Source organism: Cylindrospermum stagnale PCC 7417, from assembly GCF_000317535.1.
Classification (GTDB): Bacteria; Cyanobacteriota; Cyanobacteriia; order Cyanobacteriales; family Nostocaceae; genus Cylindrospermum; species Cylindrospermum stagnale.
This window is the reverse complement of record NC_019757.1, coordinates 569,788-589,416: the sequence shown is the minus strand read 5'-3', so window position 1 is coordinate 589,416 and position 19,629 is coordinate 569,788. Positions and strand designations below refer to the sequence as shown.

The 19,629-nt window shown below is 42.0% G+C and carries 11 protein-coding genes and 1 other RNA gene; 8 read left to right on the top strand and 4 right to left on the bottom strand.

Features of this window, described 5'->3' with window-relative positions; genetic code table 11:
• Positions 1-116: 116 nt before the first annotated feature.
• From atpA to ssrA, 3 genes are all read left to right on the top strand, one after another.
• Positions 117-1,634 (top strand): F0F1 ATP synthase subunit alpha, encoded by a 1,518-nt coding sequence (gene atpA / locus CYLST_RS02480; RefSeq protein ID WP_015206122.1) that lies wholly within the window; start codon positions 117-119, stop codon positions 1,632-1,634.
• A gap of 101 nt (positions 1,635-1,735) precedes the next feature.
• Positions 1,736-2,683: a F0F1 ATP synthase subunit gamma gene (locus CYLST_RS02475; RefSeq protein WP_015206121.1), complete on the top strand. Its 948-nt coding sequence runs from the start codon at positions 1,736-1,738 to the stop codon at positions 2,681-2,683.
• A 162-nt stretch (positions 2,684-2,845) separates the two neighbouring features.
• Positions 2,846-3,236, top strand: a transfer-messenger RNA (tmRNA) gene (gene ssrA, locus CYLST_RS32710).
• A 79-nt stretch (positions 3,237-3,315) separates the two neighbouring features.
• On the opposite strand, the gene CYLST_RS02470 is transcribed toward ssrA, so the two are convergent.
• Positions 3,316-3,756 (bottom strand): hypothetical protein, encoded by a 441-nt coding sequence (locus CYLST_RS02470; protein ID WP_051056090.1) that lies wholly within the window; start codon positions 3,754-3,756, stop codon positions 3,316-3,318.
• A 454-nt stretch (positions 3,757-4,210) separates the two neighbouring features.
• On the opposite strand from CYLST_RS02470, the gene CYLST_RS02465 reads away from it, so the two are divergent.
• Positions 4,211-5,437 carry an RNA-guided endonuclease InsQ/TnpB family protein gene (locus CYLST_RS02465; protein ID WP_015206120.1) on the top strand — a complete coding sequence of 409 codons (1,227 nt, stop codon included), beginning with the start codon at positions 4,211-4,213 and terminating at the stop codon, positions 5,435-5,437.
• Between the two features lie 424 nt (positions 5,438-5,861).
• Here the strand turns inward: CYLST_RS02465 and CYLST_RS34095 are convergent, their stop codons facing one another.
• The gene (locus CYLST_RS34095; RefSeq protein ID WP_157162516.1) at positions 5,862-6,305 is read right to left on the bottom strand and encodes a helix-turn-helix domain-containing protein; all 444 of its coding nucleotides are present in this window, start codon (positions 6,303-6,305) and stop codon (positions 5,862-5,864) included.
• Between the two features lie 1,155 nt (positions 6,306-7,460).
• Between CYLST_RS34095 and CYLST_RS02455 the strand changes: the two genes are divergently transcribed.
• Both CYLST_RS02455 and CYLST_RS02450 read left to right on the top strand, forming a co-directional pair.
• The gene (locus CYLST_RS02455) at positions 7,461-9,179 is read left to right on the top strand and encodes a diflavin flavoprotein (protein WP_015206118.1); all 1,719 of its coding nucleotides are present in this window, start codon (positions 7,461-7,463) and stop codon (positions 9,177-9,179) included.
• A gap of 173 nt (positions 9,180-9,352) precedes the next feature.
• Positions 9,353-11,065: a diflavin flavoprotein gene (locus tag CYLST_RS02450; RefSeq protein WP_041233386.1), complete on the top strand. Its 1,713-nt coding sequence runs from the start codon at positions 9,353-9,355 to the stop codon at positions 11,063-11,065.
• 796 nt (positions 11,066-11,861) lie between these two features.
• Here the strand turns inward: CYLST_RS02450 and CYLST_RS02445 are convergent.
• Entirely contained in the window at positions 11,862-13,154 is a 1,293-nt protein-coding gene (locus tag CYLST_RS02445; RefSeq protein WP_015206115.1) for a dicarboxylate/amino acid:cation symporter, read from the bottom strand.
• Between the two features lie 189 nt (positions 13,155-13,343).
• Here CYLST_RS02445 and CYLST_RS02440 point away from each other — a divergent pair, with 189 nt between their 5' ends.
• Positions 13,344-15,974 (top strand): trans-splicing intein-formed DNA polymerase III subunit alpha N-terminal partner DnaE-N, encoded by a 2,631-nt coding sequence (locus tag CYLST_RS02440; protein ID WP_015206114.1) that lies wholly within the window; start codon positions 13,344-13,346, stop codon positions 15,972-15,974.
• 332 nt (positions 15,975-16,306) lie between these two features.
• Here the strand turns inward: CYLST_RS02440 and CYLST_RS02435 are convergent, their stop codons facing one another.
• Positions 16,307-18,916 carry a HEAT repeat domain-containing protein gene (locus CYLST_RS02435; protein ID WP_015206113.1) on the bottom strand — a complete coding sequence of 870 codons (2,610 nt, stop codon included), beginning with the start codon at positions 18,914-18,916 and terminating at the stop codon, positions 16,307-16,309.
• Between the two features lie 136 nt (positions 18,917-19,052).
• Between CYLST_RS02435 and CYLST_RS02430 the strand changes: the two genes are divergently transcribed.
• Entirely contained in the window at positions 19,053-19,568 is a 516-nt protein-coding gene (locus CYLST_RS02430) for a transposase (RefSeq protein WP_015206112.1), read from the top strand.
• Positions 19,569-19,629: the final 61 nt, after the last annotated feature.

The window sequence follows — 19,629 nt, the reverse complement described above, 5'->3', positions numbered from 1 at the left end:
TTCTAACAGATTACTCTGATCTTAACTCCGCTTACTGATCAAGACGCGATCTGAATCGCGTCTGAAATTATCGCTGTTAACTTCTTCCGTCTCGAAAGAAAACAAAGCATAGACACATGAGCATTTCAATTAGACCTGACGAAATCAGCAGCATTATCCTGCAACAAATCGAGCAATACGACGAAGATGTCAAAGTTGCTAACGTCGGTACTGTCCTGCAAGTCGGTGACGGTATTGCCCGGATTTATGGTCTGGAAAAGGCTATGGCTGGGGAACTTCTAGAATTTGAAGATGGCACAATTGGCATCGCCCAGAACTTGGAAGAAGACAACGTGGGCGCGGTGCTCATGGGTGAAGGTCTGGAAATTCAAGAAGGTAGCTCTGTAACCGCCACCGGCAGAATTGCTCAGGTAGGCGTGGGAGAAGCCTTGATTGGAAGAGTTGTGGATGCTTTGGGTCGTCCAATTGATGGTAAGGGAGAGATCAAGGCTTCCGAAAACCGTTTGATTGAATCTCCAGCACCTGGGATTATTGCCCGTCGGTCTGTACACGAACCGATGCAAACGGGGATCACAGCTATTGACTCGATGATTCCCGTCGGTCGTGGTCAGCGGGAGTTGATTATTGGTGACCGCCAAACTGGTAAAACAGCGATCGCAATAGACACAATCATCAACCAAAAAAGCGAAGATGTAGTTTGTGTCTACGTTGCTATTGGTCAAAAGGCTTCCACCGTTGCTAACGTGGTACAAACATTGCAAGAAAAAGGCGCAATGGACTATACCGTCGTTGTTGCCGCTAACGCCAGTGACCCTGCCACATTACAATTCCTAGCTCCCTACACTGGGGCAACTATTGCTGAGTACTTCATGTACAAAGGCAAAGCTACCCTAGTAATTTATGATGACCTTTCCAAGCAAGCTCAAGCCTATCGGCAGATGTCCTTGCTGCTGCGTCGTCCACCAGGACGGGAAGCTTATCCTGGAGATGTATTCTACATACACTCTCGCTTGTTAGAACGTGCCGCGAAACTGAGTGACGAATTGGGCAAAGGCAGCATGACCGCCCTACCAATTATCGAAACCCAAGCAGGTGACGTTTCAGCATACATCCCCACCAACGTAATTTCTATTACCGACGGTCAGATCTTCCTCTCTTCTGACTTGTTTAACGCTGGTATCCGTCCCGCTGTGAACCCCGGTATTTCTGTATCCCGCGTGGGTTCTGCCGCTCAAACCAAGGCAATGAAAAAAGTTGCCGGTAAGATTAAGCTAGAACTAGCGCAGTTTGACGACCTGCAAGCCTTCGCGCAATTTGCTTCTGACTTAGATAAAGCCACTCAAGACCAGTTAGCACGCGGTGTACGCTTGCGGGAACTCCTGAAGCAGCCACAGAACTCCCCACTCGCGGTATACGAGCAAGTGGCGATTCTTTATGCTGGGATCAATGGATATTTGGATGACATTGCTGTAGACAAAGTGACAAGCTTCACCAAAGGTCTACGAGAGTACTTGAAGACTGGCAAACCTGCGTACAGTCAAGCAGTACAAACCAAGAAAGCAATGGGTGATGAAGAAGAAACTGCCTTGAAGGAAGCCCTAGCCGAATACAAGAAAATCTTCCAAGCAGCGTAGGTAATGGGTGATGGGTAATGGGTAATAGGTAATAGCAATCACTTTTACCCAATTACCGATTACCTTTTTCCCGATTACCAATTACCAATGACCTAAAGATTATGGCCAATCTCAAAGCAATACGCGATCGCATTCAGTCGGTCAAAAACACCAAAAAAATTACAGAAGCCATGCGTCTGGTAGCAGCGGCTAGGGTACGTCGTGCCCAAGAGCAGGTAATTGCTACCCGTCCCTTTGCTGACCGCTTGGCACAAGTACTGTACGGCTTACAAACCCGTCTCAAGTTTGAAGACGTAGACTTACCACTACTCAAAAAACGGGAAGTTAAGACAGTAGGACTGTTGGTCATTTCTGGTGACCGGGGTCTGTGTGGCGGCTACAACTCTAACGTCATCCGTCGTGCAGAAAATCGCGCCAAGGAAATCAAGGCTGAAGGTTTAGACTACAGATTTGTGTTGGTGGGACGCAAAGCCATCCAATACTTCCAACGCCGCGATCAGCCGATTGATGCTACCTACACCGGCTTAGAGCAAATTCCCACCGCGGCAGAAGCCACAAATGTCGCCGACGAATTGCTTTCCTTGTTCCTCTCAGAAAAAGTAGACCGGATTGAGTTAATCTATACCAGATTTGTCTCACTGGTTAGCTCTCGTCCCGTGGTGCAAACTCTGCTGCCCCTTGACCCACAAGGTTTAGAAGCAGCGGATGACGAAATTTTCCGCTTGACAACCCGTGGTGGTCAATTTCAAGTAGAACGGGAAAAAGTCACAACCCAAGTCCGCGCTTTACCCCGCGACATGATTTTTGAGCAAGACCCCGTGCAGATTCTCGATTCCTTGTTACCCCTGTATCTGAGTAACCAGCTATTACGGGCATTACAAGAATCAGCAGCTAGTGAACTAGCAGCGCGGATGACAGCGATGAACAACGCCAGCGATAACGCCGGTGAATTGATTAAAACCCTGTCATTGTCTTACAACAAAGCCCGCCAAGCTGCAATTACCCAAGAACTCCTAGAGGTTGTGGGTGGTGCTGAAGCATTAACGTAGGAAGTGCTCATAGTTAATCATAAATAGCTGATTGCTAATTGTTTGGAAATTAGCAGTTGGCTATTTTTGGTATTTGGCGTCGTTTCGCAGCTGCGTCAAAAGCTTTTGCTCGATACCCAACACAATTCAAAAACAGCGCACTATAATGTAGATATCAGGCATGGGTCCGTCACGGTTTCGACAGGTTGGCGAACGCTACTCTGTGATTCAGGTCGAGAGCGAGTCATCTCTCGGAAATCAAAGGCTCGAAAAAAAAGTAAATGCGAACAATATCGTAAAATTTGCTCGTCGGGAAGCTCTAGTAGCTGCCTAAACGCCTCTTATAGGTTCGAGCGTCTTCAGTTTGACTCCGTTAAGGACTAAAGACACAACCCCCAACGGATGCTCTAGTAAGCGTTCTCTGGTTGGCTTGCTAGCTAAGATTAAATCAGAGCATCCTACGTTCGGGATAATGAACGATTCCCGCCTTGAGGGTCAGAAAGGCTAAACCTGTGAATGAGCGGGGGGTCAATACCCAATTTGGACAGCAGTTCGACTCTGCTCGGATCCACTGAGAATGATTAACAAGTCCACTTGACACTTAATTGTGTAAGTGGACTTTGTTTTTTGGGGTAAATCAACAGTCGAAATCGCTACTGCACCACTAATTTTCTTTGTGTCCTAGCTGGCTTGATAATATTATCGTTACTCGTAAATATCTGAATATCTGGGACAACAGCATAGTCAATATCATCTGTGATGATTTTAATTTGTCCTACGCCTGCTCTGCTAATAGATTCTAGAAGCAGAAGGTCGTAGCCATCAACAGCTTGAGTTTGAAATCGGTTTAGTGCGGCATCAGTTGTTGCTTCATTTACTGTCAAATCCACAGAGAGAGCAAAATCCTTAATCAGAATCCAAGATAACTGAACTTCAGCAACATTTGCCCGTTCTGTGGGGTAATTATGGCGAAAATCCTTGAGACGAAAATCCTGGGGTAACTGATGTTGATCAGACTGAACATAAATTTTAAATTCAGTTTTCTCAATCACATGAGCAAGCTCTGCCAAAATTAGCCCAGAATAGGTTAACATAGCTCCATTTGAACGAGCTTGCTTGATATATTTGGGATAATGTTTGAGTTGGTAAGGTTTAGCTTAATCAAAAAGAAGCCCCACATCTGACCCGAAGGGCAGTGTGGGATGAATTTTTGGGCGATGACGAATTGACCCACAACCAAATCAATCCGTAGGATTGACAGGACAGTGGGTCGATGAGGAATCGCCATTTTTGACGTTAAGCGAATCGATAAAATCCTAAATTACATTGGTCAAGTCGCTTCGCTCCAATTAAAAATTCAAAATAGAGCCGTATGCTCTATGAGTGCATTTTGAATTCAAAAAAGGTCATAGTTTTATCATGTTGAGCCGAATATAAACGCAGTTTATTTAATCTACCCTCGGATATTCTCAGATTCAATGATTTGTTTTTCATAAATACTTGTACGTTTATGCTATCGTTTGTATAGGTCGAAAGCCAGGACAAAAAGTGAAAATCTCATACCAGTACAAAATTAAACCAACTAAAGAACAGGCGGAAAAAATTAATAAAACACTGGAAAAGTTGCGTTGTCAATATAACTACTTGTTGGCTCAAAGATTTGACTGGTATGAGATGAATCGTAGTCCTATTGATAGATGTCCATTAATTTGTCATCTGCCCGAATTAACAGAACAGCCTAACTATTACAATCAAAAAGCATCTCTAGTTCAACTCAAATTAGATAGACCTTGGTACAAAGATATTCACTCTCAGGTACTTCAAGAAGTTCCTAAGAAAGTTGAATTAGCTTTTGATAGATGGTTAAAAGGTGACGTTAATGGCAAGAAATCAGGTAGACCTAGATTCAAAGGGAAAGGACAATACAAAACTTTTACTTATACCCAATTTAAAAGACATCATTTTGTTAACAACAAAATCACGCTATCAAAAATTGGAGATGTCAAGGTAATTGTTCATCGCCCAATACCCGTTGGCGAAGCCTGCCCGAAGGGCTTAGGATTTGAGATCAAAACTGTATCTGTCACCAAAAAAGCGGATGGTTACTACATCACTCTCAGCCTTGATGACAAATCAGTTCCTATCGTTAAGCCTGACTTTAATCCTGACAATATTGTTGGCATTGATCTTGGCTTAATTGATTTCTATGTAGCTTCTGATGATTCTAGAATCAAAGCACCTAAATATCTACGCAAAGCTGAACGCTTGCTTAAATCATTGCAGCGTCTGGTATCAAGGCGGAAAAAAGGTTCCAACAGACGCAAAAAAGCTCTGAAAAAATTGGGTAAACAGCATAAAAAAGTGGCTGATACTCGTAAAGATTTCCACTTTAAAACAGCTAAATTACTACTTGATAAGTATGATGTTATAGCTGTGGAAAAATTGAATATCAAAGGACTCGTTAAAACTAAATTGGCTAAAAGTATTAATGATGCTGGTTGGAGTCGGTTTTTAACCATACTTTCAAACAAAGCCGCGAATGCTGGTTTAAAAGTAATCGCTGTAAATCCGAACGGTACTAGCCTTGAATGCTCTAATTGTGGTTCCAAGGTAATAAAGCCGCTATCCCAAAGAATGCACAATTGTCCAGTTTGTCATACAAGTTTGTGCAGGGATCTAAATGCGGCTATCAATATCAAGAACCGTGGGACGCACGGTCTTAAAGCTCAATCAATGTCCGGATTAGGAGTCGTTGAGAAGCCCACACTCACCTGAAAGGGAGTGTGTGGAGTACGTCACAGTTGGTGCGATTTAACAAACGTAAAGTTTGCTGTTGCTGAAGTAGGGGACGAGTTGGCCTCGTCCCCCAGATGAATCAAGCTTGCTCTCAAATACTACTTCTGTAAAGAAGTGTAAATTTGTTGGTGAACTTGCATAAATTCCTAAATTAACTCCGATCGTTCGATAGAAGACTTCTTACAGAAGTTGGGGGGGGGTGAGATTCCCTACAGTTTTGTAAAGAAGTGTAAATTTGTTGTCGAACTTGCATAAATTCCTAAATTAACTCCGATAGCTCGATAGAAGACTTATTGCAGAAGTTGGGGAGGTGAGATTCCCTGACGAAGCCGGATTCAGGGGAAAGCAATCGATGTTTCCCTTTCCCCTCAAACCTTTTCCAAAAAAAATTATTCCTTGGTAATTAGCTAATGTCATGCATATTGGGTTTTGTGCATGGGCTTCCCAGTCTGCCTCTTTTTTTGAGTACCCGTCGTAGTCGGTCGGGACTCAAGTAAACTTGCCGCTCAGAGGCCAGTTTTGTGGCTAGCTGTTTAGAGTTATAAGCCTGTGGCTCTTGAGATAGGCAATTTTCTAGATAAAGCAAGTCAGATTCTGCATAACGGGGCTTTCCTCCTCGACCAGGAGCATCCCACAGTCCTGCTAAACCCATTTTTTCCCAGCGATGAAGGGTTTGACGTACTGTTGAAACTGCCCAGTTCAAGCCTTGAGCAATTTGCTCGTTTTTTAAGCCACGAGCATTCAACAGTAAAACCTGAGCGCGATCTCTAGTACGTTGAGGAACATCTTTGGCTCTCCTCAACTCCTCCAGAGTCTGCTTTTCTTCTTCAGTTAAAACAATCCTCAATCGACATCCCATAGGTGATCGTCTTTTACAGAGTTGTTGGCACAGCTATGTCTATTCACGCCTATATACTTACACGTAAGCGTATAAAAAACACACTATATTTAACTTAATCACAAGAATTAAAGATGCCAAACCTAGCCGGAGGTCTGCTACGCAAAAAGTATTAGCTTGAAAAACATTTACATATCAAGGGGCAATTCATCAGTCGTCTAGCAAACGTCTACTAAAACAACTTTGCCGAAATGTTGTGATAGACGTGACTGCACCAGCAGCTGACGTAGCAGCAATTTTGGTGGAGATGTTTTTCATTCTCTGAACTCCAGTAGATGCAATTGTGTTCATTTTGACGGGTATCTTGTTCTCTGTGTTCCTTTAAACACTGAAATATCCTTCCAAGAGATGGAACCTAAAAGTAGGTTATTAGGTAACATTAAGCACAAAAAAATCGCAATTTCAGCGTATATAAGCTGGTGCATAGCGAATAAGCAAGCGCTTATGCTTTTGGCTCTTATGACTATAGGTTATCAGCTTTTCCCTGATTAATACCTAAAGGAGGCATGGAAAGGCTGTGGGATTTCATTGTAACTAATTAATTGTTTTTTAACTGGTATTTCTGAGGATTTAACCGGATCTTTAAAAATTATTTTTTATTAATTTATACTTCGGTTTTGACTTAATCACTGCTTTTACCTTCTTCAGCCATTACCTATAGCGTAAATAGCTGTCAACGCTTGTACGCGCTTTTATTTATCCTCATTTAAATTTACCCGGGGAGTTGTTAAACATTACCCATAAATATTCAACAGTTTCCGTTCACTATATGAATGTAACAAGGGAGCGCTCAAATCAACAATAGATACAACATTAGCAAAAACTATGCTTTTCGTTACGAAATAGTTGTCCAAAAAGAGATGATATGTATGATGTTTTTAGGGATTTTAAATTAGGCCAAGAAATATCAATATTTAAGTCGTATTACTTTTAACAAATTTTATGTTTAGTAGATTTTTTGAGTCAAAAAATATGCTGAAAAAGAGCAATATTTGATACATCTTGATTTTCGCAAAATATATTCTTCATTACAACTTTAAAAATAATTTATTGGGAGAATGGGAGCAGAAAAAAATACTGTTTATTTGCGTTCGGAGACGAATAATGGTAGCGGTCGTAGAGAACGTTCAGCATCGGTTAACTATACAAACTGTAGAAATTGCTCCTAACACAACAGCGATTCGTTCTCTTGATTGGGATCGCGATCGCTTCGATATCGAATTCGGGCTGCAAAATGGCACGACCTACAATTCATATTTAATTAGGGGCGAGCTGACAGTTTTGATTGATACTTCTCACCAGAAGTTTCGTCAGCTGTATTTAGACACTCTCAAGGGTCTTGTGAACCCCAAGACAATTGATTACATAATCGTCAGTCACACAGAGCCAGACCATAGCGGCTTAGTGGAAGATGTTCTCCAGTTAGCGCCGAGAGCTACTGTTTTAGCTTCAAAAATTGCCCTTCAGTTTTTGGAAGGTTTGGTACACGATCCTTTTTCCAAGCGGATTGTCAAAAGTGGCGATCGCATTGATATTGGTAAAGGACACGAACTCGAATTCGTAAGTGCGCCTAACCTGCACTGGCCGGACACGATTTTCAGCTTTGACCGCAAAACCCAAACTCTCTTCACCTGCGATGCCTTTGGGATGCACTTCTGTGACGATCGCACTTTCGACGAAGATTTAGAAGCGATTGAAGCTGACTTTAGATTTTACTACGATTGCTTAATGGGCCCCAACGCTCGCTCGCTATTGAATGCGATGAAGCGAATGGGTGAACTCGGCAAAATTAAAATTATTGCCAACGGACACGGGCCGCTACTGTATCACAATCTAGACGTTCTCACTGAGTGCTATCAAAGTTGGAGCCAAAGACAAGCCAAATCAGAAACCACAGCCGCCTTGTTTTATGTCTCAGAATATGGACATAGCGATCGCCTCGTCCATGCAATTGGTGAAGGCATCCAAAAAACTGGCGTTGCGATCGAAATGATGGATCTTGGTTCAGCGGGAATCCAAGAAATTCAAGAACTAGCAGGTAGAGCAGCGGGTATTATTATCGGCATGCCCCCAACTACAGCCGTTGCGGCTCAAGCTGGTATCAGTTCCCTGCTAGCTGTCACCAAAGACAAGCAAGTGGTGGGTTTATTTGAATCTTACGGTGGGGATGATGAACCCATTGACACCCTGCGGCGCAAATTTATCGACTTGGGTGTGAAAGAAGCTTTCCCAGCGATTCGGATTAAAGATGTTCCCAGTGCGTCTACCTTCCAGCTTTGTGAAGAAGCGGGTACAGACTTGGGACAACTGCTGGTGCGCGATCGCAACATTAAGCAGATCAAAGCCCTCGACGTCAACATGGAAAAAGCGTTGGGTCGGATTAGCAACGGACTGTATATTATCACCGCTAAAAAAGGTGATGTTAGCAGTGCAATGTTGGCTTCTTGGGTAACACAAGCGAGTTTACAACCCTTAGGATTCACAATTGCCGTTGCTAAAGACCGCGCTATTGATTCCTTAGTCAGAGTAGGCGATCAGTTTGTCCTCAACGTTCTGGGAGAAGGAAACTTCCAAGAACTCAAGAAACACTTCCTCAAGCGCTTGGCTCCCGGTGGTGACAGATTTGCTGGAGTGAAAACCCAAACCGCGAAAAACGGTTCGCCAATTCTCACCGACGCACTGGCATATATGGAATGTGAAGTCACCAGCAGCATGGAATGTAGCGACCACTGGATTTTATACTGCACCGTGCAAGATGGACGTGTTTCCAATCCCGATGGACTAACAGCAGTTCGCCATCGGAAAGTTGGCAATTATTACTAAAACTGGGTAACGGGTAATGGGTAACGGGTAATAGTTTTTTTTCTTCCCCCATGACCAATTACCAATTACCAATTACCTATTACCTATTACCTATTACCATGACACCCCCAGATTCCCTGTCCAGCTTCCTTGAACGCGCTAAAAACTGGTTTTCCTCACTCCAACCAAAATCTATGACCGAATCTTTGCCACGCGACGTCCAAGTTCTTCCCATTGCGACAAATACTAAGATTCTCAGAGCACGTAGTAAGTCACGTCTGCGGTTTGAAATTGAATACGCTCTAGAAAGAGGTACCACCGCCAATTGCTATTTAATTGAAGCTGATAAAACCGCACTAATTGACCCAGCGCCGGAAAACTTCACCGAAATTTATCTAGAGGCATTGCAAAAGACCTTAGATTTAAGACGATTGGATTATGTGATCCTTGGTCATTTTAATCCCACCCGCGTGGCAACTTTAAAGGCGATTCTAGAACTAGCGCCGCAAATAACTTTTGTCTGTTCTCTTCCTAGTGCGGCCAATGTACGTGCTGCTTTTGCAGATCAAGATATCAAAATTTTGACAATGCGGGGGAAAGAAACTCTAGATTTAGGCAAGGGTCATGTTTTGAAATTCTTGCCTATCCCTAGTCCCCGTTGGCCAGAAGGACTTTGTACCTATGACCAGCAAACCCAAGTTCTTTACACAGATAAGTTATTTGGAGCGCATATCTGTGGTGATGAAGTGTTTGATGAAAACTGGGAAGCGTTTAAGGAAGACCAGCGCTACTATTTTAATTGCTTGATGGCTCCCCATGCGCCTCACGTCGAAGCAGCTTTGGAGAAAATCTCCGATTTGCAAGTGAGGATGTATGCTGTTGGTCACGGGCCTTTGGTGCGCTCCAGCTTAATCGAACTGACCAAATGTTATGGTGAATGGAGTCGTTCCCAAAGCGATCGCGAAATATCCGTAGCGCTATTGTACGCCTCAGCTTATGGTAATACAGCAATTCTCGCCCAAGCGATCGCACTCGGACTGACCAAAGGTGGAGTTGCAGTCAACACCATCAACTGCGAATTTGCCACACCTGAAGAAATTCGTACTGGACTAGAACAATCCGATGGCTTTCTCATCGGTTCTCCCACCATCGGTGGTCATGCACCCACCCCAATTCATACCGCTTTGGGTATCGTTCTCACCATCGGTGACAACAGCAAACTCGCTGGAGTATTTGGTTCCTACGGCTGGAGTGGTGAAGCCGTTGAATTAATTGAAGGTAAACTTCGGGATGCTGGATTTAAATTTGGCTTTGATACCTTGAAGGTCAAATTTAAACCCGATGAAGTCACTCTCAAGTTGTGTGAAGAAATCGGGACAGATTTTGCCCAATCTTTGAGAAAAGCCAAGAAAGTGCGCGTACCTCAACAAGCCGCAACCGCTGTAGAACAAGCCGTTGGGCGGATTGTCGGTTCCGTTTGCGTAATTAGTGCCAAACAAGGGGAAGTGTCAACAGGGATGCTCGGTGCTTGGGTTTCTCAAGCCACCTTTAACCCTCCTGGATTGACAATTGCGATCGCTAAAGAACGAGCAATTGAATCCCTCATGTATCCAGGCGGTAAATTTGCCCTTAATATCTTGCCTGAAGGCACTCATATAGACTACATGAAGCATTTCCGTAAGCCTTTTGCCCCAGGAGAAGACAGATTTGCTAATTTCCCCACAGGATTTGCAGATAACGGTTGTACAGTCCTCACCGACGCCCTAGCCTATTTGGAATGCTCAGTGAGCCAACGCCTGGAATGTGGCGATCATTGGGTTGTGTATGCAACCGTTGACAACGGTAAATTAATCAAACCTGATGCTGTGACTGCCATCAACCATCGCAAAGCAGGCACACATTATTAAATATTTATAGCAGTTCTCATTCTGCTATAGCAATCCTATTTGATTTGTGAAAATCAAAGTGACTTTCAGGTTCCCGACTTCTTAAAGAAGTTGGGAATCTTTTTGTGATCAAGACATAACTTAAATTGAAATTGGGTATTCTCAACAGATGTACCAAATCTCTTGAATGCAGAACCCAGGAGAGAAAAAGCGCTGAATGTTCCCACCTATGACAACAGCGTCCTGTCTTGTAGTGAGAAAAAAACGGGTTATATTCTAATAGACAATTGGTAATAATTAGGATCAATTTTTCCGGCACATCAAAACTTTCTCCCAAGGATTCAATTTCCCCAGTATTCCTTGCAGAATTAGTTTCCGGATTTGTTCACACTTCTTTAAAACTTGCGAAATTAATCTTTACTTAAATTCCGTAATTTTAACCAAGACGAACACAAAAATATTGTGCAATATGTAACTATATATTCAATAGTTAGCAAGTTTCACTTAAATTGCCAACTAGTAACACAACACTTTTATAGTACTTTGTTGCTCCTATGACACCAAAATACACAAAAATTAAGTTTCCTCTTTGGCAGTATTTAAAACAGCCCGTATTTAGTCACGATTCTAAATTAGTATGGAATCCCCATCGCTTCGCATCTATTTGGCGAATTCGACTTTTAGAACGGTGCTGGACTAAAGAATGTGACGCTAAAGGCTCTCAACAGCATTAATTGCTATATAAACAGCCCAAAACAGTCAAAAGTTAACGAATTGAAATTAATTTGTCGGACAGGCTTCTTGCCTGTCCTAACAACTAAGCCTCTTCCACAGAATGAGGCTTTTTGCCATCAAGTAAGGCACTAACAGTCATATCTCCCATAACATTGATTGCCGTGCGGCAACGATCTAAAAACCAGTCTACAGTTACTAGCAAAGCTATATACTGAGTGGGTAAGCCAACAGAACTAAATACTAAAGTCATCGTCACTAATCCAGCATTAGGAATACCCGCAGCGCCCACTGATGCAAAAATAGATGTCAGAACAACAACTAACTGCTGTCCTAAACTCAGATTTTGCCCAATCACCTGGGAAATATATAACGCAGACATTGCCTCATAGAGAGCAGTACCATCATTGTTGAAATTCGCGCCGACTAACGCTCCCAAAGATGCAGAAGATTCTCTTAAACCGATTTTTGTTTGCAAAACTTCAAAGGTGATAGGCATGGCCACCGTTGAAGAAGAAGTTGAGAAAGCTGTCAAAAAGGCATCAGCACCGCCCGCAAGGAACTTAAGTGGATCTACCCAAGAACCAAATTTCACTCTGGTGAGGTAATAGCAAGCTTGCAAAAACAGCGCCAGCAGCACCGAGATGATGAAAGCTGCTAAAGATTGAAAGGGAGCAAAACCTCTTTCAGCAATGATTTTCGCCACAATCCCAAAGACAGCTAAGGGCACTAAAGCAATTACCCAGTTGAGGACGCGGATTACCGCCTCAAACAAAGTCCCGATCACATCCTCAATAGGCTGGTATCCTCTCTTACCTTGGGCGATTTGTTCCGATTTTAATCCCCGCAGAACGATACCAAAACTCAGAGCAATCACGATTAGCTGGATGACATTATTATCAACCAGCGGTTTGAGGACGGATTCTGGTACAGCGTCCTTGAACAATCCCCAAGGGTCAAAATTTTGAGTAGGGATTTCTGTAGTTCCTGGGGATACCAAATTCCCCCAAGTCCCCGGACGGAGGACGTTAGCTACTAAAAGTCCGACAACTATAGCTACTGTAGTGTTGGTTAAAAGTAGCCCTGCTAGCCGCCTTCCAGCCGTACCGGGGATATTGGTAGTCATGAAGGTATGCAGTACCGCCACCAAAATCAGCGGCGTTGCCAGAGCGCGGAGAGCCTTCAACACCAACTCAGAAGGAATTGCTAAATTAGTGATGAGGGTGGCGTTGCTAGGGCTAGGATTACCCGCTCCCAAAGCTAGACCGACACTGATGGCAAATACTAGGGCGATGATAATCTGTAAGGTGAGAGGGATACGCTGCCACCAAGGGCTAGCTTTGGTTTCAGGCGAATTATTGCTCTCGGTTTGGCTCATTATATATGCTGTAAGTTGTTGTATTTATTAAAACACCACTTGTGGCAGTAAAAATTCCGGAATCGGTACACCTTGAATTTTGAGTAAAAACTGTTAGTCTAAGATGCCGTTGCTTTGCATCCTACTGGCAAGGGTAAGCCATCAGGATGCCCTCTAGAGATGTTTTAGGCTTTTTTTTTGGAGAGGCTTATGTCGTTTGTCCCTTTGCATATTCACAGTGACTATAGCTTGCTGGATGGAGCAAGTCAGCTACCAGAATTGGTAGATCAGGCGATCGCACTGGGGATGAAAGCGATCGCACTTACAGATCATGGTGTCATGTATGGAGCCGTTGAACTAATCAAAATCTGCCGTAGTAAAAATATTAAGCCAATTATTGGCAACGAAATGTATATCATTAACGGCGATATCGAAAAACAAGAACGCCGCCCCAAATATCACCAAGTAGTCCTAGCTAAAAATACCAAAGGCTATAAAAACTTAGTCAAAATAACCACAATTTCTCACCTCCAGGGTGTTCAAGGAAAAGGAATTTTCTCTCGTCCTTGCATCAATAAAGATTTATTAAAACAATATCACGAAGGCTTGATTGTCACTAGCGCTTGTTTGGGTGGAGAAATTCCCCAAGCAATCCTCAGTAATAGACCAGATGCAGCTCGGAAAGTTGCCCAATGGTATAAAGATGTATTTGGTGAAGATTATTATTTAGAAATTCAAGACCACGGCTCCCAGGAAGATCGAATTGTCAATGTTGAAATCGTCAAAATTGCGCGGGAATTAGGGATTAAAATTATTGCCACCAACGATTCCCATTATATTTCTTGTTTTGACGTAGAAGCACACGACGCCTTGCTGTGTATTCAAACTGGCAAGCTAATTATTGAAGATAAAAGAATGCGTTATAGCGGCACAGAATATCTTAAATCTGCCGACGAAATGAAAGCGCTATTTCGTGACCATTTGCCTGATGATATCATTGCTGAAGCTATAGCAACTACAGAGGAAGTAGCCGATAAAGTCGAGCCTTACCATATTATGGGTGAGCCTCAGATTCCTACACCCCCTATTCCCTCTGGTCACACTGCTGACACTTACGCCGAAGAAGTTGCTTGGCTAGGACTTTTAGATAGGTTAAATCGCAAATCTCGCAACGAAGTCGATTCCACCTACAAAGAAAGGTTGGAATACGAACTAAAAATGATTCAGCAGATGGGTTTCTCTAAATACTTTTTAGTCGTGTGGGACTACATCAAATTTGCGAGAGATAATAATATTCCTGTGGGACCAGGTCGGGGTTCGGCGGCTGGTTCTTTGGTTGCCTATGCCATGAAAATTACCAACATTGACCCAGTGCATCATGGCTTACTATTTGAGCGCTTTTTGAATCCCGAACGGAAATCAATGCCTGATATCGATACAGATTTCTGCATTGAACAACGGGATAAAGTGATTGATTATGTAACTGATAAATATGGTGCAGATAGAGTTGCCCAAATTATAACTTTTAACCGCCTCACTTCTAAAGCAGTCTTAAAAGATGTCGCCAGAGTGTTAGATATTCCCTATGGGGAAGCTGACAAAATGGCGAAAATGATTCCTGTAGTGCGGGGTAAACCCACTAAACTCAAGGTGATGATTTCTGATGCAACACCAGAACAAGAGTTTAAAAACAAATATGATAATGACCCGAAAGTTCGCCATTGGCTTGATATGGCAATGCGAATTGAAGGGACTAACAAAACTTTTGGTGTTCATGCAGCCGGTGTGGTGATTTCTGCTGACCCACTTGATGAAATTGTCCCACTACAACGTAATAATGACGGTTCTGTAATTACCCAATATTTCATGGAAGATTTGGAATCGCTGGGTTTGTTAAAAATGGACTTTTTGGGTCTGCGGAACCTGACGCTGATTCAAAAGACCATTGATTTGATTCAAGAAACCAAAGGATTTCGGATTGACCCTGATGAAATCACAGGACAGGAAAGAAAAGCTCAGAAGATATTAGCTAAAGGTGAACATAGCACATTACCCAAAGATGTAGAAAAAGCTTATGCACTATTAGAAGCAGGTAAATTAGAAGGGATATTTCAATTAGAATCTTCGGGAATGCTTCAGGTAGTGCGAGATTTGAAGCCTTCTAACATTGAAGATATTTCTTCAATTTTGGCACTTTACCGACCGGGTCCATTAGATGCGGGATTAATTCCTAAATTTATTAACCGCAAACATGGACGAGAGAAGATTGAATATGAAGATAAAGTTCTAGAACCAATATTAAATGAAACCTATGGAATTATGGTCTATCAAGAGCAAATCATGAAAATTGCTCAAGATTTGGCTGGTTATTCTCTAGGACAAGCTGACTTGCTGCGTCGCGCAATGGGTAAAAAGAAAGTTTCCGAGATGCAAAAGCAGCGAGAAAAATTCGTTGACGGTGCGGCGAAGAATGGGGTGTTGAAAAAGGTAGCTGATGATTTATTTGAGCAAATGTTGAAGTTTGCCGAATATTGCTTAAGCTATGACACAGAAATTTTAACAGTTGAATATGGCTTTATTCCCATTGGGGAGATTGTGGAAAAGAGAATTGAGTGTAGTGTTTACAGTGTTGATAATCATGGGAATGTTTATACTCAACCGATAGCGCAGTGGCATAATAGAGGGTTACAGGAAGTTTTTGAATATTGTTTAGAAGATGGTTCAACTATTCGCGCAACAAAAGACCATAAGTTTATGACAACTGATAAGGAAATGTTGCCAATTGATGAAATATTTGAACGAGGGTTAGATTTGTTAAGGGTTGAGGGTTTGCCGATTTAAGAACCCCACCCCAACCCCTCCCCGCAAGCGAGGAGGGGCTTTTTTCTCTCATTATTTTCTCGTTCCTACGCTCTGCGTGGGAATGCATTCTGGAGGCTCTGCCTCCTTACAGATGTATTTTGGCGGGGGATAATTCTATTTTCTAGGTTATATCGGAAAATAGCCCTGGCGAATATAATTCGCGCGCCACATGCTTCAAGTCGGCGGAGCCGCCCAACGCAGTGGCTTGGCTACACAAACAAAGTCCGCCTGCGCGGACTAAATAGAATTGAAACCCACGGAGGTGGGTTTTGTCTGTGTAGGCGCGGTTTCTAACCGCCTGCTAATTAAATTTATTCAGCTTCGATAAATCCTTTAATTGTTTCTACGGAGATGCTGACAAGTGGGTTTTTAAATATTGCATCTAATGCCTGTTTTAATGCTTCTGTTCCGCCAGATTTTAGAGCATTTACTAATCTTGCTTTAATTGTAGGATTGCGCTTAATTTCTTGATGAATTGCTGTCACTACAATATCTTTATTTTGAGATTCGACTATTGTTGGATTTGTTTTAGCTAGTTGTTCTAAAAGTTGTTGAATTTCTTTTGCTGCTTCTGCCAGATTTTGTTTTTGTTCTGGGGTTTGAATGTGTTGAATAGCTTGCTGGCGTCCACCTGATTGGACAGTATCAGCAAAATTGCCGATGTTAGGATTATGAAAAACATATTTAGGAGTTTCTGACATTGTTTTTTCAAGTTTGTTTAGAGTATTGAGCAAAGGATTAGATTGATTCTCCTCTTCAGGTGGGGGAGAAGTTGCGATTATATGGTTAAAGTAACCGCGCTTTTCTTGAATCTTTGATATTTTAGTCAGTATACCATCAATTAAATCCTTTGTATCTTTCGAGATAGTGACTAAATACTTAGATACTAAATTTAGCAACTCAGGTTGAATAATTTTTATTAATGATTCATATGCAGATTTATATACTGTAGAACTTTTATCTTCTAGAGAATTACATAAATCAGGAATTACTGCCTTGTTACCTATAAATCCTAGAACTGAAGCAGCTTGACTACGCATATCACTACTTTCATCTTCTTTTAAAGCTCTTAGTAGCAAAGATAGTGCTATTTCAATACCGATCTGATTTATTATATTGCTATCTATATAATACCAAAAGCAACCTCTAACTGATACTGCTTCTTGTTGATGAAACAAATTAAAAGCAATAGATTTTTTTATGTTTTCCTCAGATTCAATAAATTTCATAAACCACCTAGAGTCTTGTTCCTCTATAGCTTCTAGCTGGTAATTATTGGAACTTTGATTTGAATGTATCGATTTTTTAAATAACTGTACAATATTTATATCTGGTGGAAGAATCTTGGCAGTAATCTTACTACCAATTTTATATAAATTTAGAAGTAAAATAATGTTCCCAGAGCTTTCTCCTTTTGCGTTTAAGTACATCTCACGTAAATACGTTTTGTTATCCATATCTTTCAATATTTGGCATAAGTGTTTATAAGTTATATTGGATCTGGTTATACACAATAGTCTAATTTTTAGTTCTTGATCAAGTTCTAATTTAGCAACTAAACCAACTGTTTTTTCTTGGAACTCTCGCTTCACCTCTCCTGCTAACCTTGCTCCTAACCTAAAATCCACATCTAGAGCTAACTTTACTACTCGCTCCGCCTGTTTGTCTTTTATTTCAGGCAGTGCCAACATTAGTGATAAAGGTTCTGTCCACTTCAAATAATTCAGATAATAATATTTCAGGTTGTCATCAATAATTTGGTCAAGCCGTTGCAGTAAAGATTCTGCGGCGTAGTATTCTTGAAGGAGTTGGTGACAAAATTCAATCTCGCCATTTTGAGGGTTGCGTTGAATCAAGTGGTGCTTTAGCAAATCTTTGAAACAAATATTCGCTAAACGTTCTGGATACTCCTCCCTACCTTGTAGAAATTCTGTAAAATTTTTCTCTGCGTCTCTTTCGGAAATACTCAACCGAAAATCTGTAGGTTTATCAGCTTGCATCATTTCAAAAGCTAGATGTTCCAATAAACCAGACCACCAGTCACGGGACTCCTTGGTAACTGGGACATCATCTTTAGAACTACGTTCATACAACTGAGTAAACTTACGCAATGCCTCCCCGCTACTTAAAGGCACATCTCGCGTTTTCTGAAATATGAAATAGAGCATCCACATTACTAGCGGCGTTTGTCCCAATTCTCGCAAGCGATCGCGTAATTGTTGTAAAATTTCCTTAGTCTGCCCTGGCATACAGTCATCGATAAACCGCTGTACCTCAACATCTGACAGGGGTTGCATTTCTAATTTCTTTTCAATCCCCAAATCATCACCACCATCTCTTGTGGTGAATATCATGGGTATATCAGCGTTATCCCGACGGAAAAGTTTGATTTTTGTTCGAGCATCGTTGTCAGGTAATTCGTTGATGCCATCCATTAACAGCAAAAATCGCCCCTCATTTAACAAGTCTTCTAATGTAGAAATATCCAAACGCAACTTGTGCCGTTTCAGAAAAGCTTTCACTAAATCCAGCACTGAAGTATCGTAATAATCTTTGTAATATCGCAACTCCACCAACACCGGAATCTGGTTTTGCTGATTTTGGAGTGCTTCTTTGGCTGCTTCCACCAACAGCCGCGCTAAAGTTGTGGATTTTCCTGCACCTGGACGCCCTATCAACAGCACCGACTCCGTAGGGGCATAATTACGCAATTCTTTCAAAACTGAGATACGTTCTGTTTTTTCAGCTTGCTGTTGTCTTCGCTCAATTATCTGCGCCATCAAGCCAAAATCAAACAGTGAGGATAATTTTTCCCCATCTGCTTGTTGCCAACCTACGGTATCTTTGAGCTTATCCAGGCTCCACCAATGTTGATATTTAGTGCAAATAGATTCTAGGTATCTTTGAAAATCAATGCCCATACATCGACGAGATAAAGGTAGGCGCTGTTTTCTATGCTACTTGATAAAATATATGTTGAGTAAGAGTAAGAGGGCGGGGAGACCCCGCCCCTACGGGGTTTCTGCAATTTAACAAATACCTAACCTACTAGCTACTGTGAAATATAATCCTGATATTCGCCATCGCCGATCAATTCGCTTGCGGGGATACGATTATTCACAACCAGGTGCATATTTTGTCACCATTTGCACGCAACACCACGAATGTTTTTTAGGCGAGTTGGTGAATGGGGATATGAAGTTTATAGTCAGGGGTGGAATCGCATATCAGTTTTGGTTACACATCCCCAATCATTTTCCTAATGTTGAATTAGATGAATTCGTCTTTATGCCTAATCACATTCATGGAATTATCGTGATTACTGATAAATTTACGCTGAAAAAACCGACATTGGGGCAAATTGTCGCGTATTACAAATACCAAACAACGAAAATAATTAATCAAATTGATGACACCCCTGGACTTCGGATATGGCAGCGTAATTATTACGATCGCATCATCCGCAATCAAAACACATTACACATCGCACAGCAATACATTCTGGCAAATCCCCTACGTTGGCCAAAAGATCCACACAACCCCCGTAGGGGCGGGGTCTCCCCGCCCTCTTAACCCATATCTCTTTAACCCCGTTCTCTATAAAAGTTCTTCCCAAACATTCAACAATTAATCC